The organism is Rothia mucilaginosa (assembly GCF_019334805.1).
GTDB lineage: Bacteria > Actinomycetota > Actinomycetes > Actinomycetales > Micrococcaceae > Rothia > Rothia mucilaginosa_C.
Window position 1 is genome coordinate 1,763,325 of sequence record NZ_CP079822.1, and the last position, 21,484, is coordinate 1,784,808.

Sequence of the window (21,484 nt, forward strand, 5' to 3'; positions counted from 1 at the left end):
GGCTTTGAACAGTGTGAGCGGGTACCCTAGGCTCATGCGCTCACCCGATCAGTCAGAAGACCAGAACAATGCCCTCAACACCGCCGCAGCTTCGTCTGCGGCGGGTACGGGCGCGCAAAACTACCCGGCGGATGCGACCCGAGACGTCGGCACCCGGATCACCCGCACGGATGGCTACTACACGGACGGCCACTACACGGCGGATGAAGACACCACCCTGCTACAGCCCACCCGCACGCTCGGCCACGGGACAGCCCCCACCAAAGCTGAATTGCAGGCTGCCCCGGAGCCTCCCTTCGCGGCAGGTTTGCGCAGGTTCCTGACCGTTGTGCTGTGCGCCCTGGCCCTGGTGACCGGTCTGGGTGCAACCGCGGGTGCCTGGGTGAACTCAAAGCTCATGTCAGAGCGCGGTTTCTCACAGATTTCCTCCAACCTGGCGGAGGACTCGCAGCTTGCCTCGCGCATTGCGGACGGCGCGGTGGAAGACCTCATGAACTCCGAGGCTATGACAACCTTCCTCGACGGCACCAAAGAAAGCGGCTTATACTCCATTCTTGTAAAGCCGACACAAGACGGCATACGTTCCCTGCTCAACCGTTCCGCGGCTGAGCTGTCAAAAACTGAAGAATATCGAAGCCTCTGGAAGGAAATCGCCGAGGAAACTCGCCGCTACAACCTTGAACACCAGGACGGTCCCGCCGTCATTGTGCTCACCCCCTTCTACCGTGCGCTGGATGCGAAGATCGGCTCTATCGGCTCCTTCGACCCGGACCTGACGAAGCTCGGCCCTGAAACCCTCAATATTGACCGGGTGAAGGACGGCAACAGCCAGCAGGACCAGCAAGAGTGGTACCTGCACGCCGGCATTAACCGTGCCGCCGCGCTGGGCAAGTCCACCGTGCCGCTGACTATCATCTCGGTGCTGAGCCTACTGCTGGCTACGTTGCTGGCGCCCAGGCACCGCATCCTGGTTCCGGTGGTTACGGCTCTGCTCTACGCCCTGCTGGGATGGGGTGCCGCAGCCTGGTTAGGCGGCCAGAGCCCCGAATCCCTAGGAATTACCAGCCACAGCACCGCCGGAACGGCGCTGATTACCGGGGTATGGAATCAGCTCGCACCGTCACTGACCGGGCATCTGGAGGCGGCGGCAAGCTACGGGCTGGTCCTGGCAATCCTCGCCCTGCTGCTCGGTATCCTGATTCGCCTCACCGCCCTGGGCCGTAGCCCTGCGAGCGGTGCCACAGTCATCACACACTAAAAGTCCGAACAACGTAGGATAGTAACCATGTCCACTGAAACTATTGCCCTGGGCCTGCCGCCCGTACCCCGCGAGCGCCGCAGCCGCGCCGAGGTTGAAGCCGCCGCCCCCGTCAACGGTGAGAAGAAAGTCCTGCTCGCCACCCCGCGTGGTTACTGCGCAGGCGTTGACCGTGCCGTGATCGCTGTTGAGAAGGCGCTGGAGCACTACGGCGCGCCCGTCTACGTGCGTAAGCAGATTGTTCACAACCGCCACGTGGTGGAGACCTTGGAAAAGCAGGGCGCTATCTTCGTTGATGAAGTGGACGAAGTTCCCGAAGGTTCCGTGACCGTGTTCTCGGCGCACGGCGTGTCCCCGGCGGTGGTTTCCGCAGCTGGCGAGCGTTCCCTGAATACCATTGACGCGACCTGCCCGCTGGTGAACAAGGTACACCGCGAGGCTGTACGCTTCGCCAAGCAGGACTACGACATCCTGCTCATTGGCCACACCGGCCACGAAGAGGTCGAGGGTACCGCCGGTGAGGCGCCCGAGCACATCCAGATTGTGAACTCGCCCGACGAGGTGGATCAGGTGACCGTCCGCAACCCCGAGAAGGTCGTCTGGATTTCTCAGACCACCCTGTCCGTGGACGAAACCCTGGAAACCGTGGCGCGTCTGCGTGAGCGTTTCCCCTCCCTGCAGGATCCGCCCTCGGACGACATCTGCTACGCAACTTCCAACCGCCAGGGCGCCATCAAGGAGATTGCTCCGCGCGCTGACCTGGTCATTGTGGTTGGTTCGGCGAACTCCTCGAACTCCGTGCGTCTGAAGGAAGTGGCACTCGAATACGGTGCTAAGCGTGCCGAGCGTGTAGACTTCGCACACCAGGTGGACGAGTCCTGGTTCGAGGGCGTGGCGACCGTGGGCCTGACCTCCGGCGCGTCCGTGCCCGAGGTTCTGGTTCAGGAGGTGCTGGCTCTGCTCGCCGAGTACGGCTACAGCACCATCGAAGAGGTAGAGACCGCGAAGGAAGATATTCTCTTCTCCCTGCCGAAGGAACTGCGTTCCGCCCTCAAGAATGACGAGAACGTGGGCCGCCAGCTCGGTGGCCGCGGCGCTAAGCCCACTCGCTAAACTCTTATACTGATGACCCCGTGTCCTCTTCCCGCTTTGGGGAGAAGACACGGGGTTTTTCGTGCCTGAGGATGCGCAGGTAGGTAGGTGCGCTTGTGTAGCTTCGCTTTCACGCTACGCGGGGGAGGAGGCTTGAGGGATGCACGGTTAGGGGCGCATGCGCAGCTTTGCGCTCACGCTACGCGGGGGAGTGCCCCCTCTGCGGCGCTGGGGCGCCTTGAGGACGGAGCCCCCGCTTCGCGCGATCGCCTCCGCTGCAGCTTCGTTGCCCAGGGCCTATTGCCCCGGAAATTACCGCGTCATACCAGCCCCTCCGCGAACTCATGACATTTGTCATGGGCAGGTCATGACACTCTGTACCGCATCGGCGCAAAAACCGGCGGTGTAATAGAAACATGAACACCGCAGCACTTCAGAACAGCAAGCAAAACACCGCAGAAACCGTTATTTCTGCCCGCTCCCTCCGACAGGTTTTCTCCACCCGCGCGGCAGGCACCGTGGTCGCCGTCGACTCGATTGACCTGACCGTCAAGCGCGGCGAAATTATCGCACTGCTCGGCCCCAATGGTGCAGGCAAGACCACCCTCATCGACATGATTCTTGGTCTGACCCAGCCCAGTGGCGGCGAGTTGAGCGTCTTCGGTCGCAACGCTTCCGAGGCGGCACGCGCCGGTCTACTCGGTGCGGTGCAGCAGACCGGTGGCCTGCTCAAGGACCTGACGATTCGCGCCACGGTCGAGATGATTGCCGCCCTGTACCCCAAGCCCATTGACGTGGATGAGGTACTCGCCGGCGCCGACCTGACCGAGATTGCTAAGCGTAAGGTTGGCAAGTGCTCGGGCGGTCAGCAGCAGCGTCTGCGTTACGCCCTGGCGACCATGCACTCGCCGGAACTGCTGATCCTGGACGAGCCGACCGCCGGTATGGACGTGAATGCGCGCCGCACCTTCTGGGAGCGTATGGAAGCCATCGCCGAGCGTGGAACGACCATTCTTTTTGCGACGCACTACCTGGAAGAAGCACAGAACTTCGCCCAGCGCATCGTGCTCATGGAATCCGGCTCCATCATCGCTGACGGCTCCTCCGACGAGATTCGTGCCCTGACCGGCCACCGCCACCTTTCCTTCCTCGCACCCGCACCCATCACCGACCTGGACGTGCCGGTTGAGGTCACCGAAGAGTCCGGCGGGTACCGCCACCGCATCTCCGTGCTGGAGATTGAGCAGGTACTGCGCACTCTGCTGAACAACTACAGCATCAGCGACCTGGAGGTCACCAAGCCCTCCCTGGACGAGTCCTTCACCCTGCTGACCGAGCAGGCCGCCGCCTCCAAGGCATCCGACGCCTAAACGCCGCACCACCTAAACACTGCACCGCCTCAACATCACACCGCCGCTACACACCTCAAGGAAAACAACATGCTCCGCTACGCACTCTACGACATCCGCGCTTCTATCCTCTCGACCGACCGTTTCTTCTTCGGCGTGGCACTGCCCATCGTCTTCTTCCTGCTCTTTGGCGCGATGCAGGATTACTCCTCCCAGCAGATGGGCGACGGCAACGTAGCGGCCTACGTCATGATTGGCATGGCGCTGTACGGTGCTGTGCAGAACACCGTGGCGATTAGCGGCAGCACCGTCACCGAGCTCTCCAGCGGCTGGAACCGCCAGCTGGCGCTGACCCCGCTGACCACCGGCAAGTACCTGGGCGCGAAGGCGCTGACCGCCCTGGTGATTTCTGCGGTGCCGGTGATTGCGGTGAACATTGTGGGCATGTTCACCGGTGTTGAAATCCCCGTGAACCAGCAGCTTGCAGCCGGCGCGCTGACGGTGCTGTGCGGTCTGGTGTTCGCCTTCTACGGCATCATGATGGGCCTGCTGATTCGTAACGAGAACGCCGTGTCCATTGCGAACGGTCTGCTGGTGATTATGAGCTTCTTCGGTACCGTGTTCTCCCCGCTGAGCACCGACCTGCTGAAGTACGCCCGCTTCACTCCGCTGTACGGTGCCGCTGAGATTGCCCGCTACCCCTTCGCCGCAGGTCAGACCATTATTCTGGGTGGTGGTGAGGACTGGTTCGTCACCGAGCCGCTCTGGTACGCCGTGGTGAGCCTGGTCGTGTGGGCGGCGATTTTCCTGGGTGTTTCTGCCCTGCTGATGCGCCGCGCAACCCGCCGCTAAACGCTTCTTCCCGCCGCAGTCTTACGGGTCCCGTAGTATCAGGGGCTCCCGAGGCTGCGGCGGAAGCCGTATCCACTCACACTGTTCCTACTAACACAGCCCCTACTGACACCGCCGCGCCGGTGGTATCTGCACCCGCGGCACCCGCACGTTAGGCTAGAACCATGACCGAAACCCACACGCACCCGCAAAACGCTGACCAGGCCAACGCAGAAAACGAGGCGGCACCCTCCGCTGCGAAGCGCACCCTGGGTAAGCACCGCTTCCGCTTCCTCCACCGCGAACGCCGCGGCAACGTGAACTGGCTGGCACTGGGCTTCAGCGCCCCGTGGCTGGTGTTTCTGCTCATGCCGCTGGACAGCTTCCTCACCACCCCGGAGCTGGCGCCGGTGCGCTGGACCGGTGTGGCACTGGTGGTGCTGTTTGCGGTGGTGAACTGCTCAGCGTACGCGGTGCCGTGGCTGGTGCCGGTCACCTCCACGGTGCGTCGAAGCGTCATCTGGACGGCGCTGATGGCACTGCCGGTGGCTGGCCTGACGGCGCTGCGGCTGGAATCTGCGTATGTGGTGTTCTTGTCGTTCAGCATGTACTTTGTGGCGTTCTGGATTTTTGGCACAATCGCCCCGTACCGCCTGCGGTTTGGTGTAGCGGCGACGATTGCCCTGGCCTGCTGGCTAATCTTTATGGCGGGCATCGGTTTTGACGTCACCGCGCACGGCGGAATTGCCCTCTTTATCGGTGCGCCGATGGTGGGCATGCTGGGTTTCTCCTACCTGATTGAGCTCGGCGAACGTGCGGACGTAGCGCGTGCCTCCCTGGCGCTCTCTGAGGAGCGCGAGGAGATTGCCCGCGATGTGCACGACGTGCTGGGCCACTCCCTGACCGTCATCACCCTCAAAGCGGAGCTGGCGCAGCGCCTGCTGGAGATTGACCCCGCCCGCGCCGGTGCGGAGATGGAGGCGATCGCGCAGCTGTCCCGCGCATCCCTGGCGGAGGTTCGCTCAACCGTGACGCGCCTGCGTGTGCCCGACTTCTCGGGTGAGATTGAGGGTGCGGGCCGTGCCCTGCAGACCGCCGGTATTCGCGCCGAACTGCCGGAGGCTCAGAGTGCGCTCGCGGTGGCTGGCGTGAACGCGAAGCTGTTCTCCTGGGTTCTGCGTGAGGCAGTCACGAACATGGTGCGCCACTCGGGCGCGAACGCCGCGCGGGTGCGTCTGAGCGCAACCGGTCTGGACATCCTCGATAACGGCGTGGGCGTGGGTGATGCACGCGGTAACGGTCTGACGGGTATGGCTCAGCGTGTGGCGGCGTCCGGCGGTAGCGTGGTGATTGAGGCGGCGCCCGAGCAGTGGCTGGTGGAGAACCCTGCCGGTGGGGTGGGCACGCGCATCCGTGTGAGCATGGACGGCGACACCTCGCTGCTGTAGATTGTGGAACATGGCGCCGCGCCCTGGACGGGGAAGCTATCCGCCCCTGTATGGTGGTGGTAGGCAACCGCTCACGGTTGTTCCGCCCGGTATTTTCTGTCCCGTATTCACCCCAGGGAGGCTCCCATGATTCGTGTTCTGCTCGCTGACGATCAGCAGCTCATCCGTGAGGCTCTTGCCGCCCTGCTCGGCCTGGAGGTTGACCTGGAGATTGTGGGTCAGGTCGGTAGCGGTGATGAGGTATTGGGCGCTGTCGCCCTGTTGAAGCCGGACGTGGTGCTGTTGGACGTGCAGATGCCCGGTGCTTTGCTGTCTGATGGTATTGAGGCGGCTGCGGCGCTGCGTGATGCGGGTGCTTTGAGTGAGTCGGGTAAGCCGGTGCGTACGCTGATTGTGACGACTTTTGGCCGCCCGGGCTATGTGCGCCGCGCCCTGGAGGCTGGTGCGAGTGGTTTTGTGGTGAAGGATACGGGTGCTCGCCAGTTGGCGGAGGCGATTCGTCGTGTGCATGCGGGGTTGCGTGTGGTGGATCCGTCGTTGGCGGCGGATTCTTTGGTGACGGGTGCTTCTCCGTTGACGGAGCGTGAGGCGCAGGTGCTGCGTGAGGCGGCGTCGGGTGGTACGGCTCAGCAGATTGCGGCGGCGTTGTTTTTGTCGGCGGGTACGGTGCGTAATTATTTGTCGGCGGCGATGGCGAAGACGGGTGCGTCGACTCGTCAGGATGCGGTGCGTATTGCCACGGAGAACGGCTGGCTCTAGCCCCCTGCTCTCATCAACACGGGCGGCTCCTGCCCGAACACGGTAGAATGGTAGTGTCTATGCCCGCAGGCGCCCCGCACCCGTTTCTTCCTGAGACCGCCGGTGCCGCGCTTGGAAGCGGGCACCATTTTCGCCCTGTGCCCGCCCGCACCCGCCGCATCACGTACGCGGCGCATCCTGAGCGTTTGGTGGGGTACATGATTCGAAGGAAAACTTGTGGCTCTAACTATCGGCATTGTTGGCCTGCCTAACGTGGGCAAGTCCACCCTGTTCAACGCTCTGACCGGCAACACTGTGCTGGCGGCTAACTACCCGTTCGCGACCATTGACCCGAACGTGGGCGTGGTGAGCCTGCCGGATGCGCGTCTGAACCGTCTGGCTGAGATTTTTGGTTCGGAGCGTATTCTGCCTGCGACTGTTTCGTTCGTTGATATTGCGGGTATTGTGAAGGGCGCTTCTGAGGGTGAGGGCCTGGGTAACAAGTTCCTCGCGAACATTCGTGAGGCGCACGCTATCGCCCAGGTGGTGCGTGCGTTTGATGACCCGGACGTCATTCACGTGGACGGCAAGGTCGACCCCGCGTCCGATATGGAGACCATCAACACTGAGCTGATTCTGGCTGACCTGCAGACTCTGGAGAACGCTATTCCGCGTCTGGAGAAGGCTGTGAAGATTAAGAAGGGTGACGCCGCTCAGCTGGAGACCTACAAGGCTGCGCAGAAGATCCTGGAGGATGGTGACACCATCATTTCGCGTGCGAAGGACGCGAAGCTGGAGCTGGCCCACCTGAAGGAGCTGAACCTGCTGACTGCTAAGCCGTTCATTTACGTGTTCAACGCGGATGAGGGCATTCTGGCGTCTGAGGAGAAGCAGCAGGAGCTGCGTGACATGGTGGCGCCGGCTGAGGCTGTGTTCTTGGATGCGAAGCTGGAGGCTGATCTGGTGGAGCTGTCTGAGGAGGAGGCTCGCGAGATGCTGGAGATGAACGGTCAGGATGAGTCCGGCCTGGACCAGCTGGCTCGTGTGGGCTTCTCGACTCTGGGTTTGCAGACTTACCTGACTGCTGGCCCGAAGGAGGCTCGCGCGTGGACTATTTACAAGGGTGATACTGCGCCGCAGGCTGCTGGTGTGATTCACTCTGATTTTGAGCGTGGCTTCATTAAGGCTGAGGTTGTGTCGTTCAAGGACCTGGATGAGGCTGGCTCCATGGCGGAGGCGAAGGCTCGCGGTAAGGTCCGTATGGAGGGCAAGGACTACATTATGCAGGACGGCGACGTGGTGGAGTTCCGCTTCAACGTCTAAGCTACGTCGGTTCCAAATACCATAGGGGTAGAAGAAGAATGGATACAACATCACTCGTACCTTCATTTGCAGAAGATACTGAGAAATTCCTTATGACTGGGTCTGGATACCTCCGGAACACAACAACTTTCGCAGATAACATGAAGCGCCCGGTTCATAGGTGGTTCCGATATAGCGCTGGTTACTCAGCAGATTGGGCCGGTAGCTTGATGCGGCATTGGGGCGTGCAAACGGTACTTGATCCTTTTGGCGGCTCTGGAACGACTTTGCTCGCTGCGCAAGAACAGAAAATAGAATCTGTGGCTACAGAAGCTCATCCAATGGTCGCGCGTATCGCAAGTGCCAAGCTTTTATGGACCGAAAACCCAGATGAGCTACGCGAACGTGTAGATGAGGTATTGGCGGCAGCTAAAATAGATCGTCCAGTTCAGGTACCTACAGCACCTCTTATTGCTAAGTGTTTCCCTGACTCAGAGTCATTGCATACGCTTTTGAGGATTCGCGATGAGGTATTGAAACAACAGAATACAGATGGAATCGCTGAGCTATTGTGGCTTGCGTTCGTCTCGATTATTCGTGCATGCTCCCCGGCAGGTACTGCTCAATGGCAGTATGTATTGCCGAATAAAACCAAAAGTCGCGTAGCTGAACCGCTAAGTGCTTTCGCGTCTGCTGGTGATCTTTTCGCATCAGATATGGAAAAACGACAATTTTTGCTTGGGGATAACCCTGCAACGGCTACCATACTTCATTCTGACGCAAGGAGTCTGGCAGGCGTTGAGGATAATTGGGCGGAAGCGGTAATTACGTCACCCCCTTACGCCAATAATTATGATTATGCTGACACTCTTCGCCTGGAGCAGATTTTGCTTGGAGAAATTGAAGGGTGGAAAGACTTACGAGAACTACGAACTGTTTTGTTGCGATCCGCTACACAAAATATGGGGCGCTGGAACGCGGACGAGGCCCTTGAATCTCCTCTGATGAGTCCTATCATGAATGAATTTATGCCTGTGTATGATGATCTTACACAAGCTCGTAAAGAACGTGCAGGTCATAAAGCATATAACACAATGCTGGCTGGCTATTTTTATGATAATGCAAAGGTATTTCACTCGTTGCGTCGTGCGACTAAGACAGGAGCAAAAGTGTGCTACGTAGTGGGAGATTCAGCTCCATATGGTGTTCATGCTCCAGTAGAAAAGTGGCTTGGTGAGCTTGCTGTGGCAGCAGGGTTTAACTCCTGGTCATTTACTAAAGTTCGAGATCGTAACACTAAATGGAAAAACCGTAAGCATAATCATCCTCTGCATGAGGGATATCTATGGATTGAGGGATAATATGGCTACATCACCTTCACATGCGTTGGGGCAAATTGCTGGCTATATGATGGAACAAGCTTTTTACGATATGCTTCTTCCTATTGCTTATGAATTTGACCTATATGTTGACCGCCAAGGTCCTAGACCTGCGCGAGGACAAAAGAAGAAAGTTACATGGGTCGATGTGCACCAAAATAAACATGACCTAGACTTCGTTTTGGAACGTGGAGGTACACAGGAGATTATTGGCACTCCTGTTGCCTTTATCGAAAGTGCTTGGAGGCGCTACACAAAGCATTCAGTTAATAAGGCTGGTGAAATTGCTAATGCGCTTATCCCGCTGAGGAGAACTTATCATTTTGCTAATCCTTTTCTTGGTGCTTTAGTGGCAGGTGAATGGACTCAAGGTGGTATTAGCCAGATGGAGTCTCAGGGAATTGATGTTTTGCACTTTCCAATGGAACTGTTAGTCGACTCATTTCGGGTCGAAAATATAGACTTTTGGTTTGATGAGAAGACATCTGCGGACCATATGGCGGCTCAAGTTAAGCGTTGGGCGTCGATTGGGGATGCGGGGCAACAAAATGTTATTTTGTCCCTTCGTGAGAATGCTGAAAATCAATTTAGTAATTTTGCTGGACGATTGCGAGAGCATCTATCCCGTAAAATTGACAGCATATTTATTCTTCCCCTGTATGGCGTAAATTATGTTGCTCAGAATCTTGATGAAGCTCTTGGATTTCTCGCAAGAATGAAAAACTCTAAAGGGATGTCTGATGATCTTAAATTTACGCGGGTCGAGATTCAGATTAGATATTCTAACTCAACTAACATAAATGCATCATTCACTTCGTACATGGAGGCGATTGCCTGGTTGCGACAAAATTATATGTAATAGTAAATGTGGTTTAGATAGTTTCTGGCGTTAGTCTTGTAAAAAAATACCTTTACTGTAGTTGATATGAAGCGAAGGAAAAATCCAGGGTGATACTGCGCCGCAGGCTGCCGGCGTGATTCACTCTGATTTTGAGCGTGGCTTCATTAAGGCTGAGGTTGTGTCTTTCAAGGATCTGGATGAGGCTGGCTCCATGGCGGAGGCGAAGGCTCGCGGTAAGGTCCGTATGGAGGGCAAGGACTACATTATGCAGGACGGCGACGTGGTGGAGTTCCGCTTCAACGTCTAATCTGACGGGTCGATAGGACTTTGAGAATCCGGTGACGGAGGGATGACGAAATTCATCTCACTGTCACCGGATTTTTTGTACCCTTAATGCGTAATGTAAGCCGCTATATCAAAAAGAGATTGTAAAAATTATCGTCAATACATTACTACAACTCGTCGTGCGGGGGAATATCTCACACCTCCGCCGGCAGAAGTAACTGAGGAAACGCAGAATATTGCTGATGCATGATGACTTGGTTGAGCTCGGCTTCAGTGTTTAGGAGGCAAGAAATGATAATCGACTGGTGGAATTCTCTTTCAGCTAAATTGGCGTGGGACGACCCGATGTTTCTCGTGGGCTTAGCGGCCCTCATAATCCCTGTTGTGTTATGGGCGCTAGGATTACGGCAATCAAAACGTGACAGCAAGTCGCAAGCCAAACAAGCAAGACGTGACAGTGAGTTGCAAGCCAAATTCCTCGAGAGTCAAACGTTAGTTTCTCAACGCCAGCGACGCGATGAGCTACCGGGGATTATTAATCGAGCCACAGAACCCCCGCATCTGGTGACGTTATGGGAGGAAGTTAGTGGGTATAAGAAAGAGGACCGGGAATTCCTTCTCACTCTTCTTCGCGACAATCCTGCTCTTCCGCTTCCTGGATCGTCCGACGGCGTGAAGGTGCAAGATAACCTAACTGATGCTGTTGTGAGCCATTATGTTGACGGGTTCGAGCGCCGTTATGCAGAAAGTGACGGACACCAACCCTATCCCGGATTGCTCGAATTTATTAAGGAAGCAATAAGACAGGGAGCAACGATTGAGGACTCGCGTATCGTCGCGCTTGTTACGGGACCGACGGCAGAAAAGCAACGTCCAGGTCACTCCTTCTACCGGGATCTGGTTAATCTCCATCCCCCTGTAGCAAGCGGTCTTCTTGAAGCGGTTGAGAGGATTGATTCCCAGGCTCCTGGAGGTCTTAAACTGAATGTTCTGACAGGTACCCTCCTGGCAGTCAGAGATTTGGAACCGCGGTGCCAAGACGGGAGGTTATTTGAGGAAGAGGTAAGGGCGCTGAAATATGGAATTGCTACAGCTCTTGCTTCTCTGCTACGTCAAGGTGCCCTATGCTCGTTTGATGAGTGGGAACTTGAAGGAGCGACTGAGCGCGTGACTGCTACAGCCGCCTGGCTCATCAGAGCGGTTGGATGGGTTGCCGATGTCGATGACCTTCAATCGAAGTGGATGATTGAGAATCTAGCTTCCGCAATTGAATCGGATTGCATAAGGGACTGGGGAATTGATGACGCCGATGTCCGCCAGGGATTCGAGTGGATCAGTGAAAAGTGCCCCAAATTGTGGGAAACCTATGGGGAAGGGCTGGAAAAGGCAGCCACGGAAATTGGACCCTGGAATGGGGCCTCTCCTCGTAGGTTATCGCTTACCACCCTGAAACGTCGAGTTACACCGTGACGTGGTGGAGTTCCGCTTCAATGTCTAAGCGATAAAAGCATAAAAGCGGAGCCCCGCACTGTACACACAGTGCGGGGCTCCGCCCTATTAACCCTCGCGCGCCGAATAATACAGCTGCCCGGGTGTAAGTCTTATCGACCGGGATTAGTGGTCAGCACCAACCATAACGTTGGACGCCTTGATGACTGCGTAAGCAGTCTCGCCAACCTTCAGGCCCAGCTCCTTGATGGACTCGTTGGTGATGGACGCAGAGATAACAACCTCGGGAGCGATCTCAATCTTAACGATGCCGTTGGTTGCACCCTCAGTAATCTCAACAACCTTGCCAGCGAACTGGTTACGTGCAGAAAGCTTCATGAAGCCGTGCCTTTCACTCAATAAACGTACAAATGCTCTAGATACTTTACACGCCTTATCTTCTGCATAATGAGCAAAAACCCGAATTTTCGTAAATATTACGCACAAACCAGGCAAATTTTATTTTCGGTTTCACCCACGCCCCGCACCCACCCCAAAAGACCGGCAAAAACCAGCCCCGCACATGCGGTTCACACCCGCCAAATGGTATAGTCAGCACGAACGCGAGAACCCTCGCACCCTCCACCGTCGCACCCCTTGCCTGGCTGACGCGCGCCCACACGCCGCAGCACCACCGCATTAATACTGCAGTACCACCCGCAGTAACAGGGGAGCGGCGGCGCATCCGCACAGATCGAAGAAGGAACCATGAGCGAAAACCTCAACGAAATCGAAGCACCCGCCTGCCCCGAATGTAACGAAAACTACACCTACGAAATGGGTGAACTCTGGGCATGCCCCATGTGCGGCTACGAATGGGAACGTACCGCAGCAGGCGAAACCGAAGAAGCAGCAGGCTCCAAGGTTCTGGACTCCGTCGGTAACGAGCTCGTCGACGGCGACTCCGTCACCATCGTCAAGGGCCTGAAGGTCAAGGGCGGCGCAGACATCAAGGCAGGCACCAAGGTGCGCGGCATCCGCCTGCTCGAATCCCCCGTCAACGGCCACGACATTGAGGCGAAGGTCCCCGGCGCAGGCCAGATGTACCTGAAGTCCTCCGTCGTTAAGAAGGCATAACCCAAGGCGATATAAGCCAAGAAGTATAAAACGCCTCCTGTGAGGCGCAGAAAAGGCGGCATCTCCCGCACTAGCTCACGCTAGGGGAGGTGCCGCCTTTGTGTATGAGGGGCTCATCTGAGAAAAGCTCAGCGCGCCCTCAATAGGACGGATTGTTACTTCCTGCCGGTCATGCCCAGGTACAGGGAGATGGTCAGCATCGCCGCGAAGACCGAAAGAATCCCACGCATCCAGTCGATACCGTCGGTTACGGCAACGCCCAGCTGAGCGGCCGCCCAGTTGCCGATAGCCGCACCGATAGCGCCGCAGACAATGGTCCAAAGAAGCGAAATGTTCTGGCGGCCTCGCATGAAGAAACGTGCAATCGCGCCAATAATTGCGCCGGTGATAATGGTGCCAATAAGAGTGCCCATTGTTCTCTCCAAAGGTTGTACACCTGCCGCTGTGACAGGTGGCGTGTTATTTCCAGTGTAGGCAATGCTGGTTACGGAAAGCTTAATAACGGGTATGTTAAGGTAAACGGCACCTCAATGTTTTACGTGTAAAACACTGAGGTGCCGTTCCTAATGAACGAAGCGACTACTTCGACTTACGCCAAATCTTCAGAGCGCTACAAATCATCGGCAGCTGCAGGGGCAGGCGACCGTACGCAATAGCCTTACGCTGAGTGGACTGGTTACGCGCATCCAGAGCCATCTGAATGTTCGCGGGGAACACCGCAACAAACAGCAGAGCAGCAAGCAGGCCACCGGCGCGGCGGGTCTTATCATTAGCCAGCAGGGCAGCGGTGCCCAGCTCAGCTACACCCGAACCGTGAGTGTACGCGTGGGCAGGACCCGGCAGGTACTTCGGCACAATCGAGTCGAAGGGGTCCGGGATGATGAAGTGCAGCGCACCCATCACTGCGAGGGCGCGGGCCATGCGAGTAGCCGAGCGCTCAGCGCTGTACTCTTTCTTCTTAAAAATACTCATGCTCCCATTATGCGCCCGTCAGAGGCGTATTCCTCGGCTCAATGGTGCGCTAACCGTCGCGTGTTTGACTGTCTAGAATGCGGACTCAGCACGCCAAACGGAAATACGTTGTTCAAAAGCAGGTAAGATAGGGAACAACGGCACCACGTGCGGATGACGCCCCGCCTGCCCTCACCTTTAGGTGAGTCGCCAGACGGAGTAAAACGCCGGGTGCCTACCGGAACAATCAAAGGAGTTATACCGTGAAGAAGATTCTGTGCATCGCTATCCTGGCAGGCGCCGCATACTTCGGTTACAAGAAGTTCGTTGCCTAAACAGTTAGCCTTCGGGCACTCTACATATCCTTAAGCAACGAAAAACCCGCTGTCTCACATATGTCACCATATGCGAGACGGCGGGTTTTCGTATGCCCAACATCTTGGGTCTCAAACACGTAGATTCGCAGGTTGCGAGCCTATGAGACGGGCTGCCTAGTAGCTCAGCCTAGTAGCTCGGCGGAACCTCACCGGTCATCACAACCTTGTTCTGCGAAGAGCTCCAGGTGAACTCAGCGGTCGCGCGACCGCTTGCATTGTGCACCTTCTCATCTTCCTTCATGTAACGGTAGGTCACACGAATCGAGCTGTCTGAGGTGCGGGTGATCACCGGGGAGAACGAGTACGGCTCATAGGTTGCGGTACCAATGAACTTGCCGCGGTGGAACAGCAGAATGTGGTGCACCATCGCCGCGGTGCAGCACGAAGACGGGGAAGAACCTGGAACCGCGTCAATCCACGACAGCTCAGCACAGGGATCGTAACCTTCGTAGCTTGCCGAAACGTTCGTCCACTGATCCCAATTTTTCTTATTCTTCAAATCGCGCAGAGCCTTAGACACCACGGTCGATGCAGAATCAGAGGCGCAGGTGGAGTCCTTCTTCGACTCAGACTTAGCTTCAGACTTGGAATCCGACTTCGACTCGGATGCCGTCGGCTCAGCATGAACCGTAATCGTCACCACCGACGGCACCGGAGCAGGCGACGAAGCACTCGGGGAAGCGCTCGCGGATGCACTCGGGCTCGCCGACGGGGTCGGGAACAGCGCCTGAGTGGAGGTCGCGCTCGCGGATGCAGAAGCGCTGCTAGAAGAAGACACTACGGTACCCGAAACAGCAGAATCAGTGCTTGCCGAGCAGGAAGTGACAACAAGAGCTAGAGCGGCGCCCAATGCGGGTAGAGCCAAAGAGATGCGGTCGGTAAAGCGGCGGCGAGTAGAAGACATGAATACTCCTGAAATGCGCGGCAGCGCGCATTGGTACTGGTCAAGAAGCGAATAGTGAACTCGTCCAGTATAGGGAAAAAGAGGCGGGCACGCGGTGCGCACGGTCAGTGCCGTTCGTTACCGTAGAGTCACAGGCCGGGATTATCGCTAGACAGCGGCTACAGCAGAGCCAGGGGAGGCGAATCGGCATAGCAGAAAATCAGCTATGCGGAAACTCTGCCCGCTAGTGCCTGTGTCCCCTTGCACACCCGCCGCATCCAAGGGACAATGAAAGCATGGCTGAAGTAACTCTACAGAACGAACTCGTAATCCACACCAACGGCGACCTGCCCGCAGTCGGCGCAAAGCTGCCCGAATTCTCGGTTCTCGCGGCTGATCTCTCCGAGATTTCCTCCGCAGATTTCGCAGGTAAGAACCTGGTGCTGAACATCTTCCCCTCCGTCGACACCAGTGTTTGCGCAACCAGCGTCCGCACTTTCAACAAGCAGGCTGCAGGCCTGGAGAACACCGTCGTGCTGTGCGTCTCCAACGACCTGCCCTTCGCAATCGGCCGCTTCTGCGCAGCCGAGGGCATTGAAAACGTCGTCACCTCCTCCGCTTTCCGCTCCTCCTTCGGTGAGGACTTCGGCGTGAAGCTGATTGACGGCCCCCTGGCGGGTCTGCTGGCACGCTCTGTGGTCGTCGTGAACCCCGCCGGTGAGGTTGTCTACACCGAGCTGGTCCCCGAAACCACCAACGAGCCCAACTACGAAGCAGCCCTGGCAGCTATCAAGTAAGCTAAGCTTGGTACGGGAGCCGGATACAATCCCGGCATCCGCGCTACTTCCGTCAGGGTTACCTGGCGGTACGCAGCACAGCAGATACTGAACGTCTACAGCGCATGGGTTCACCCACACATGCGGCTGGCGACAGCATAACGCCCCGCCCACCCGGTATTTCGGGTGGGCGGGGCGTTTTACTATATCCAGACTTAGTGTGCGGAGGCGCCGGGATGACCGGGAGCGTCGGCTTTGGCAGGCTCCTCATCGGCGACCAGCATATGCTCCGGCAGGGTACCGCGGCGCTTTGCAACCACAAAACGCGAGATAAGTAGCAGCATATACACCACCATCGAAATCAGTAGCATCGACTGCGGCGCCAACACCAAACCAACCACTGCAGATACACCTGCAATAGCTGCGGTGGTACGGTCCTTTGAGCTCTGATAAGCATCGATGGCGAGCACCGCAAAGAGCGCCGTCATCACAAAATCCACGCCCTTGAGCTCGCTCAAGAAGCTTGCACCCAGCACATAGCCGAGCGTAGCGCTCGCTAGGACGCTCAGGTGCAGACCTGCATGAATCCACAGGATGCGGGAACCACGCAGCTTATGGCGGTCCGGTCCGGTGTTCAGCGCGTACGCCTCATCAATGAGGGTGTACACGGTGTAGAACTTCGCCAAACCACCACGCACACGCTCAATCGGGTACGACAGACCGTACATGAGGTGGCGGGAATTAATGAGCAGAGTCATCACGGCGATAGAGAACAGCGAGGCATGATTCGACATCATGTCAATCAGCACGAACTCTACCGAACCGGCAAACACCAGTACCGGCAGCAGGGGAGCCACCCAGAACGGCAGATGGTAGCTGTGGACAAGCACACCCAAACCAATACCGACAAAGAACAAACCCAGCATAATCACACCGGCGACGCGCATCGCCTCTGCGAAGCCGCTCTCTCGCGGTTGCTGAGAGCCTTGTGCATCGGGGGAGGCAGGCGCCTCCACCACGGGAAGCATACCGGTCAGCGGAAGAGCGGAGGCAATAACCTGCTCAACCTGTTGCTGGGTTGCCTGCTGAGACGCGGGCTGAGAAGAAGCAGAATTCTTAGAGATGCTCATCATTACCCCCTAGAAAACCCAGTTAGCCAGCACAACGCAGGTGAGGGTACCCGCCACCATGCTCAGCACCATATTCTTGCGCCACAGGTGCACCCCCACGGTCACCACCAGGCCCGCCAGGTACGGCGCCGCCGTAGCGAACGAGGAGTAATTAATTTTCGCCACCGCATAGATGGCAAGTAGCGCGACCGCGCCGAGCGGAATCCAGTGGCTGAGCGCATCCAATAGTTCGGAGCCAGCCAGAGCCTTTTTCAGACCGAAGGGGAGCAGACGCAACAGAAAAGTAATGCCCGCAGCAACGAACACCGCAGCAAGAATATATCCGGTGGTTACTTCACTGTTCATGAAGATTTTCTCTTTCTGCACCACATAAAAAACCCGGAGGCGGTGTGGGGCAAGCCCTGAAAAGCATCCGCGAAAAAGGGTAGGGAGAGCCCAACCGAAGAGAGGCAGGGTGCTAAGTAGTGCGGTAGGTACGTGAGTTGATGAAAGCCGCGAAACGTGGAGGCGGAGGGCCGTTCCTCCTGCACGAGTTTTACGCAAGTTTTCTGCGCGGGTAGTTGCGCGCGTCAGTAGTTCTCGTGTGTTACCTCGGGTGATGCCGCTCCCGGTGCGGTGTTACTCCGGGGCGGCACAGCGTTCTGCGTCGCTAGTTTCCTTAGCGGTGTCTTTCATCTGAGTCATGGGGTACCTCAACCTCTGGGAGCCTCCGCGCAGGTTCACGCGGGAGGCATTATGCGAATCCTAGAAATAGAAAGAGGGGAGAGCAAAGCTCCACTCATCTATCCTAACCGGTTTTGAACACGTATGTAACGTTCTTACCGCTGTGTGGAAGCGGGCGCATCAGCGGTAGCGGCGGTGGCTGGGCTCTCTGCTGTGGCGATTGGGCTCTCTGCGGCGCTTTCAGCTTCAGCCGCTACCTCATGCCCCGCACGATGCGGCAGAGTACCGCGGCGCTTCGCCACCGGAAAGCGCGCCAGCAGCAACACCACATACGACCCCAACGCCACCACCAGGAACGAGGACGGCGCAAAAATCAGCGCAACCGCAGCCGAAGCCGCGACAAAGAGCGCCGTCACACGATCCGGGTTAGCGCGGTAGCCGTCCATCGCAAGAACCGTGAAGATGGCCACCATCACGAAGTCCACGCCCTTCAGGCTGCTGAGGAAGCTCGCGCCCAGCACATACCCGAGGACTACGCTCAGAACCCACGACACGTAAATCAGCACGTTCACCCACAGAATGCGCGCCCCCGAACGCTCATTACGATCGGGACCGGAGTTGAGAGCAAACGCCTCATCGCAAAGAGTGTGAATCGCCAGAGCCTTAGCCCAGAAACCCTTCACATTGTGCAACGGGTAGGAAAGACCGTACACCAGATGGCGCGCATTCACCAGGAACACCGTCAACGCAATCGACGCTAGAGGCGCGCCACCGCTGACCATGCCCACCATCAAAAACTCCACCGAACCGGCAAAAACTAGGGCAGATAGCAGCGGTGCAGTCCAGATCGGCAGGCCGTGCGCGTTGAGGATAATACCCAGACCCAAACCCAGCACAGCGATACCGAGCATCACCACGGAAGAATCTGCAACAGCCAAACGGAAATCATTCTGCGCGCCGGTGCCCTTAAGTCGAGTGCCCTGAAGCTTGGCGCTCTGAAGTCTCTCGCCCTGACGCTTAGCGCCCTGACGCTTGGGAGTCTGTGCCATAAGTGGGTTCCTCGTATGCGTTACGTTCTGCGAAATGCCTCGTCTGCCTGTGCGCGGGTCAAGATAACGCCCGCCGCGGCTTTCCAGTGTATAGGAGCAAGCGGTTGACCGAGGAGAAAAAGAGTCCGGGAATAAAATATGAGAAACACGCTTATAGTGAATGACACTAAACAACGCGGCGCTGAATAACCTAGCGACCGCGCAGACAACCCGAAAGGAACCTCAATGGCTGAACAGAACAACGCTGAGCAGAACAACACCGTGCAGACCGCAGAAGAGCAGAAGAAGGTGTACTCGCGCCAGCAGGAACGCCGCGAACTCGAAAACTACCGTCAGACCAAAATCGAGCGCATCGACCGCCTGCGCTACCGTGCCTACGGTGCCAACGGCGCAACCCTCGACTTCGGTGTGGGTGAGGGCCTGCTGACCCCCGTCGAGCTGCTACTCGCCGCTATTGCCGGTTGCTCCTCCGTGGATGTGGACGCGGGTACCTCCCGCCGCTCCACCCCGGAGGTGTTCGAGGTTCTCGCCTCGGCGCTGAAGCAGACCGAAGACGGCGCGGTGCGCCTCGACGACGTTGAGGTGGACTTTGATGTGCGATTCCCCGAGGACGAGCAGGGCGCCAAGGCTCAGAAGATGGTGGACCGTCTGATTCAGCTCAGCGAGCAGAAGGACTGCACCGTTTCCCGTACTGTGGAGCACCCCACGAACGTTTCGTTCCACAACCTGGCTGACTAAAGCCGGGTGAGCTAAATAAACTGGGCGAACTCGCCTGATATGGGGCCCTCCCGTACCGCTTGTGATGAGGCGGTACGGGAGGGTTTTTCTGTGTTTTTGTGGTTTTGGGTGGAAAAGAGCCTGAAAAGCGAGTAGGATTGACCCTCAGATTAGAAAAACTTACGGTACGTAAGAAATCCTTATGATTGAAGAATTTCTTGACCGCAGGCCAAACCTTCGGCGGCACCACGCACAGCAAGACTAGACTGGACACCAGACTAGACCGCTAGCAAACGCACGAAGCAATAGCCTCAGAAAGAAGACCTGACATGGCACAGCCTACAGAGACTTCCGGCGCTGCATCGGAAGCCACCCCCGCAGAAGGTGCACTGAAGCGAGGCCTCTCCGCCCGCCACATGCAGATGATCGCAATCGGCGGCGCAATCGGCACCGGCCTCTTCGTCGCCTCCGGCAAGACCATCTCCACCGCAGGCCCCGGCGGCGCAATCCTCGCCTACGCCCTCATCGGCATCATGGTGCTCTTCCTCATGCAGTCCCTCGGCGAGATGGCCGCGCACCTGCCCGTCCCCGGCGCATTCCAGACCTACGCGGCACGCTACGTGTCCCCGTCCTTCGGCTTCGCCATGGGCTGGAACTACTGGTTCAACTGGGCGATTACCGTCGCCGCCGAACTCGTCGCCGTCGGCGAGGTGATGAGGTACTGGTTCCCGGACATCCCATCCTGGGTATGGGCGGCAGGATTCCTCGTGCTGCTGACCGGTATCAACGCCCTCTCGGCACGCTCCTACGGTGAAAGCGAATTCTGGCTCGCCACCATCAAGGTCGTCACCGTGGTCGTCTTCCTCATCGCGGGTATCGCCATGATCTTCGGCATCCTGGGTGGTAGCTCCCCGGGCGTCTCCAACTGGACTGTCGGTGAGGCACCCTTCGTCGGCGGCGCACCCGCCGTGCTCGCAATCTTCATGGTTGCAGGCTTCTCCTTCCAGGGCACCGAAATGATCGGTGTGGCTGCCGGCGAATCCGAGAACCCCCGCCGCGACGTGCCCCGCGCACTGACCAGCGTATTCTGGCGCATCATGCTCTTCTACATCGGCGCGATGGTCGTCATCGGCTTCCTGATTCCTTACTCCGACCCGAACCTGCTCACCGCAGCGGACGGCAACATCAACATCTCCCCGTTCACCCTCATCTTCGAGCGTGCGGGCATCGCCTTCGCGGCAGCTATTATGAACGCCGTGATCCTCTCCGCAGTGCTCTCTGCAGGTAACTCGGGCCTGTACGTTTCGGCTCGTATGCTCTTCGCACTCGCCCAGGAGGGTAAGGCACCGAAGATGTTCACCCACATCAACTCCGGCGGCGTGCCCATGAACGCGCTGCTGGCAACCGCGGCTATCGGTGCAATCGGCTTCATCGCCGCGCTGCTCTCGCCGGATGGCGCGTACCTGTGGCTGGTGAACGTGTCTGGCCTGGCTGGCTTCATCACCTGGGTGGGTATCGCCGTGGCTCACTACCGTTTCCGCCGCGCATACCTGAAGCAGGGCCACAGCCTGAAGGACCTGCCCTACGTGGCGCCGTTCTTCCCCGCGGGCCCGATTATCGCCTTCCTCATGTGCCTGGTCGTTATTGGTGGCCAGAACTACGAGGCGTTCCTGAGCGGTGACTGGGCTGGCGTGCTCAGCTCCTACATTGGTCTGCCCGTGATTATCGCGGTCTGGCTGGTGCACCGCGTGGTCACTCGTGACCGCATCATTCCGCTGGAGCAGATTGACGTGAGCGGCATTGAGGTTAAGGCTTCGAAGTAACGCGAACGCCAGCTGAAAACGCCTGCG

Annotated in this window: 21 protein-coding genes and 1 pseudogene; 15 read left to right on the top strand and 7 right to left on the bottom strand. The window is 57.8% G+C overall.

Annotated elements, in window-relative coordinates; translation table 11 throughout:
* Positions 1 to 34: 34 nt before the first annotated feature.
* The 11 genes and pseudogenes from LPB405_RS07070 to LPB405_RS07120 all read left to right on the top strand — a co-directional run bounded on the left by LPB405_RS07070 (position 35) and on the right by LPB405_RS07120 (position 11,993).
* Positions 35 to 1,258 carry a dehydrogenase gene (locus tag LPB405_RS07070; protein WP_219100902.1) on the top strand — a complete coding sequence of 408 codons (1,224 nt, stop codon included), beginning with the start codon at positions 35 to 37 and terminating at the stop codon, positions 1,256 to 1,258.
* Between the two features lie 27 nt (positions 1,259 to 1,285).
* A complete protein-coding gene (locus LPB405_RS07075) occupies positions 1,286 to 2,371 on the top strand; it encodes a 4-hydroxy-3-methylbut-2-enyl diphosphate reductase (protein ID WP_219100904.1) in 1,086 nt (361 codons plus the stop codon).
* A 395-nt stretch (positions 2,372 to 2,766) separates the two neighbouring features.
* Positions 2,767 to 3,720 carry an ABC transporter ATP-binding protein gene (locus tag LPB405_RS07080; RefSeq protein ID WP_219100906.1) on the top strand — a complete coding sequence of 318 codons (954 nt, stop codon included), beginning with the start codon at positions 2,767 to 2,769 and terminating at the stop codon, positions 3,718 to 3,720.
* Between the two features lie 69 nt (positions 3,721 to 3,789).
* Positions 3,790 to 4,551, top strand: a complete 762-nt coding sequence (locus LPB405_RS07085) for an ABC transporter permease (RefSeq protein WP_219100908.1) — start codon at positions 3,790 to 3,792, stop codon at positions 4,549 to 4,551.
* A gap of 164 nt (positions 4,552 to 4,715) precedes the next feature.
* On the top strand, positions 4,716 to 5,978 hold the full coding sequence (locus LPB405_RS07090) for a sensor histidine kinase (RefSeq protein ID WP_219100911.1): 1,263 nt from the start codon (positions 4,716 to 4,718) through the stop codon (positions 5,976 to 5,978).
* A gap of 126 nt (positions 5,979 to 6,104) precedes the next feature.
* Positions 6,105 to 6,737: a response regulator transcription factor gene (locus tag LPB405_RS07095; protein ID WP_219100914.1), complete on the top strand. Its 633-nt coding sequence runs from the start codon at positions 6,105 to 6,107 to the stop codon at positions 6,735 to 6,737.
* Positions 6,738 to 6,953: 216 nt separating this feature from the next.
* Positions 6,954 to 8,039, top strand: a complete 1,086-nt coding sequence (gene ychF / locus LPB405_RS07100; protein ID WP_049338127.1) for a redox-regulated ATPase YchF — start codon at positions 6,954 to 6,956, stop codon at positions 8,037 to 8,039.
* Between the two features lie 299 nt (positions 8,040 to 8,338).
* Positions 8,339 to 9,379, top strand: a complete 1,041-nt coding sequence (locus LPB405_RS07105) for a hypothetical protein (RefSeq protein ID WP_219100916.1) — start codon at positions 8,339 to 8,341, stop codon at positions 9,377 to 9,379.
* Between the two features lies 1 nt (position 9,380).
* The gene (locus tag LPB405_RS07110) at positions 9,381 to 10,256 is read left to right on the top strand and encodes a hypothetical protein (protein WP_219100917.1); all 876 of its coding nucleotides are present in this window, start codon (positions 9,381 to 9,383) and stop codon (positions 10,254 to 10,256) included.
* 85 nt (positions 10,257 to 10,341) lie between these two features.
* A pseudogene (locus tag LPB405_RS07115) lies at positions 10,342 to 10,545 on the top strand (DUF933 domain-containing protein); the annotation flags it as partial.
* 269 nt (positions 10,546 to 10,814) lie between these two features.
* Positions 10,815 to 11,993 carry a hypothetical protein gene (locus LPB405_RS07120; protein WP_049341835.1) on the top strand — a complete coding sequence of 393 codons (1,179 nt, stop codon included), beginning with the start codon at positions 10,815 to 10,817 and terminating at the stop codon, positions 11,991 to 11,993.
* Positions 11,994 to 12,137: 144 nt separating this feature from the next.
* Here the strand turns inward: LPB405_RS07120 and LPB405_RS07125 are convergent, their stop codons facing one another.
* Positions 12,138 to 12,350: a TOBE domain-containing protein gene (locus LPB405_RS07125; protein WP_005505155.1), complete on the bottom strand. Its 213-nt coding sequence runs from the start codon at positions 12,348 to 12,350 to the stop codon at positions 12,138 to 12,140.
* Between the two features lie 369 nt (positions 12,351 to 12,719).
* Here LPB405_RS07125 and LPB405_RS07130 point away from each other — a divergent pair, with 369 nt between their 5' ends.
* Positions 12,720 to 13,088 (top strand): zinc ribbon domain-containing protein YjdM, encoded by a 369-nt coding sequence (locus LPB405_RS07130; RefSeq protein WP_219100919.1) that lies wholly within the window; start codon positions 12,720 to 12,722, stop codon positions 13,086 to 13,088.
* A gap of 155 nt (positions 13,089 to 13,243) precedes the next feature.
* Here LPB405_RS07130 and LPB405_RS07135 read toward each other — a convergent pair whose 3' ends face one another.
* The 3 genes from LPB405_RS07135 to LPB405_RS07145 form a co-directional block, all read right to left on the bottom strand.
* A complete protein-coding gene (locus LPB405_RS07135; protein ID WP_070675807.1) occupies positions 13,244 to 13,501 on the bottom strand; it encodes a GlsB/YeaQ/YmgE family stress response membrane protein in 258 nt (85 codons plus the stop codon).
* Positions 13,502 to 13,667: 166 nt separating this feature from the next.
* A complete protein-coding gene (locus LPB405_RS07140; RefSeq protein ID WP_005505158.1) occupies positions 13,668 to 14,060 on the bottom strand; it encodes a DoxX family protein in 393 nt (130 codons plus the stop codon).
* A gap of 483 nt (positions 14,061 to 14,543) precedes the next feature.
* Positions 14,544 to 15,320, bottom strand: coding sequence for an LppP/LprE family lipoprotein (locus LPB405_RS07145; RefSeq protein ID WP_219100921.1), 777 nt, complete (start codon positions 15,318 to 15,320; stop codon positions 14,544 to 14,546).
* Positions 15,321 to 15,595: 275 nt separating this feature from the next.
* On the opposite strand from LPB405_RS07145, the gene tpx reads away from it, so the two are divergent.
* A complete protein-coding gene (gene tpx, locus LPB405_RS07150; protein WP_012903128.1) occupies positions 15,596 to 16,096 on the top strand; it encodes a thiol peroxidase in 501 nt (166 codons plus the stop codon).
* Positions 16,097 to 16,290: 194 nt separating this feature from the next.
* Here the strand turns inward: tpx and LPB405_RS07155 are convergent, their stop codons facing one another.
* The 3 genes from LPB405_RS07155 to LPB405_RS07165 all read right to left on the bottom strand — a co-directional run bounded on the left by LPB405_RS07155 (position 16,291) and on the right by LPB405_RS07165 (position 18,917).
* Positions 16,291 to 17,205, bottom strand: coding sequence for an AzlC family ABC transporter permease (locus LPB405_RS07155; RefSeq protein ID WP_219102062.1), 915 nt, complete (start codon positions 17,203 to 17,205; stop codon positions 16,291 to 16,293).
* 9 nt (positions 17,206 to 17,214) lie between these two features.
* Positions 17,215 to 17,550 carry a branched-chain amino acid transporter permease gene (locus LPB405_RS07160; protein ID WP_219100924.1) on the bottom strand — a complete coding sequence of 112 codons (336 nt, stop codon included), beginning with the start codon at positions 17,548 to 17,550 and terminating at the stop codon, positions 17,215 to 17,217.
* A gap of 473 nt (positions 17,551 to 18,023) precedes the next feature.
* Complete coding sequence (locus LPB405_RS07165) at positions 18,024 to 18,917, bottom strand: AzlC family ABC transporter permease (protein WP_257604888.1); 894 nt, start codon at positions 18,915 to 18,917, stop codon at positions 18,024 to 18,026.
* 225 nt (positions 18,918 to 19,142) lie between these two features.
* On the opposite strand from LPB405_RS07165, the gene LPB405_RS07170 reads away from it, so the two are divergent.
* Positions 19,143 to 19,655 (top strand): OsmC family protein, encoded by a 513-nt coding sequence (locus tag LPB405_RS07170; RefSeq protein ID WP_210398960.1) that lies wholly within the window; start codon positions 19,143 to 19,145, stop codon positions 19,653 to 19,655.
* Positions 19,656 to 19,963: 308 nt separating this feature from the next.
* Complete coding sequence (locus tag LPB405_RS07175) at positions 19,964 to 21,457, top strand: amino acid permease (protein WP_219100928.1); 1,494 nt, start codon at positions 19,964 to 19,966, stop codon at positions 21,455 to 21,457.
* Positions 21,458 to 21,484 lie beyond the last annotated feature (27 nt).

Bases quoted from the DNA above. Each gene is read 5' to 3' on its own strand.
- LPB405_RS07165 (WP_257604888.1), bottom strand. From the start codon at position 18,917: ATGGCACAGACTCCCAAGCGTCAGGGCGCTAAGCGTCAGGGCGAGAGA.
- LPB405_RS07170 (WP_210398960.1), top strand. From the start codon at position 19,143: ATGGCTGAACAGAACAACGCTGAGCAGAACAACACCGTGCAGACCGCA.
- LPB405_RS07080 (WP_219100906.1), top strand. From the start codon at position 2,767: ATGAACACCGCAGCACTTCAGAACAGCAAGCAAAACACCGCAGAAACC.
- LPB405_RS07120 (WP_049341835.1), top strand. From the start codon at position 10,815: ATGATAATCGACTGGTGGAATTCTCTTTCAGCTAAATTGGCGTGGGAC.
- LPB405_RS07130 (WP_219100919.1), top strand. From the start codon at position 12,720: ATGAGCGAAAACCTCAACGAAATCGAAGCACCCGCCTGCCCCGAATGT.
- tpx (WP_012903128.1), top strand. From the start codon at position 15,596: ATGGCTGAAGTAACTCTACAGAACGAACTCGTAATCCACACCAACGGC.
- LPB405_RS07085 (WP_219100908.1), top strand. From the start codon at position 3,790: ATGCTCCGCTACGCACTCTACGACATCCGCGCTTCTATCCTCTCGACC.
- LPB405_RS07160 (WP_219100924.1), bottom strand. From the start codon at position 17,550: ATGAACAGTGAAGTAACCACCGGATATATTCTTGCTGCGGTGTTCGTT.
- LPB405_RS07175 (WP_219100928.1), top strand. From the start codon at position 19,964: ATGGCACAGCCTACAGAGACTTCCGGCGCTGCATCGGAAGCCACCCCC.
- LPB405_RS07095 (WP_219100914.1), top strand. From the start codon at position 6,105: ATGATTCGTGTTCTGCTCGCTGACGATCAGCAGCTCATCCGTGAGGCT.
- LPB405_RS07070 (WP_219100902.1), top strand. From the start codon at position 35: ATGCGCTCACCCGATCAGTCAGAAGACCAGAACAATGCCCTCAACACC.
- LPB405_RS07135 (WP_070675807.1), bottom strand. From the start codon at position 13,501: ATGGGCACTCTTATTGGCACCATTATCACCGGCGCAATTATTGGCGCG.
- LPB405_RS07075 (WP_219100904.1), top strand. From the start codon at position 1,286: ATGTCCACTGAAACTATTGCCCTGGGCCTGCCGCCCGTACCCCGCGAG.
- LPB405_RS07140 (WP_005505158.1), bottom strand. From the start codon at position 14,060: ATGAGTATTTTTAAGAAGAAAGAGTACAGCGCTGAGCGCTCGGCTACT.
- LPB405_RS07155 (WP_219102062.1), bottom strand. From the start codon at position 17,205: ATGAGCATCTCTAAGAATTCTGCTTCTTCTCAGCCCGCGTCTCAGCAG.
- LPB405_RS07090 (WP_219100911.1), top strand. From the start codon at position 4,716: ATGACCGAAACCCACACGCACCCGCAAAACGCTGACCAGGCCAACGCA.
- LPB405_RS07110 (WP_219100917.1), top strand. From the start codon at position 9,381: ATGGCTACATCACCTTCACATGCGTTGGGGCAAATTGCTGGCTATATG.
- LPB405_RS07125 (WP_005505155.1), bottom strand. From the start codon at position 12,350: ATGAAGCTTTCTGCACGTAACCAGTTCGCTGGCAAGGTTGTTGAGATT.
- LPB405_RS07145 (WP_219100921.1), bottom strand. From the start codon at position 15,320: ATGTCTTCTACTCGCCGCCGCTTTACCGACCGCATCTCTTTGGCTCTA.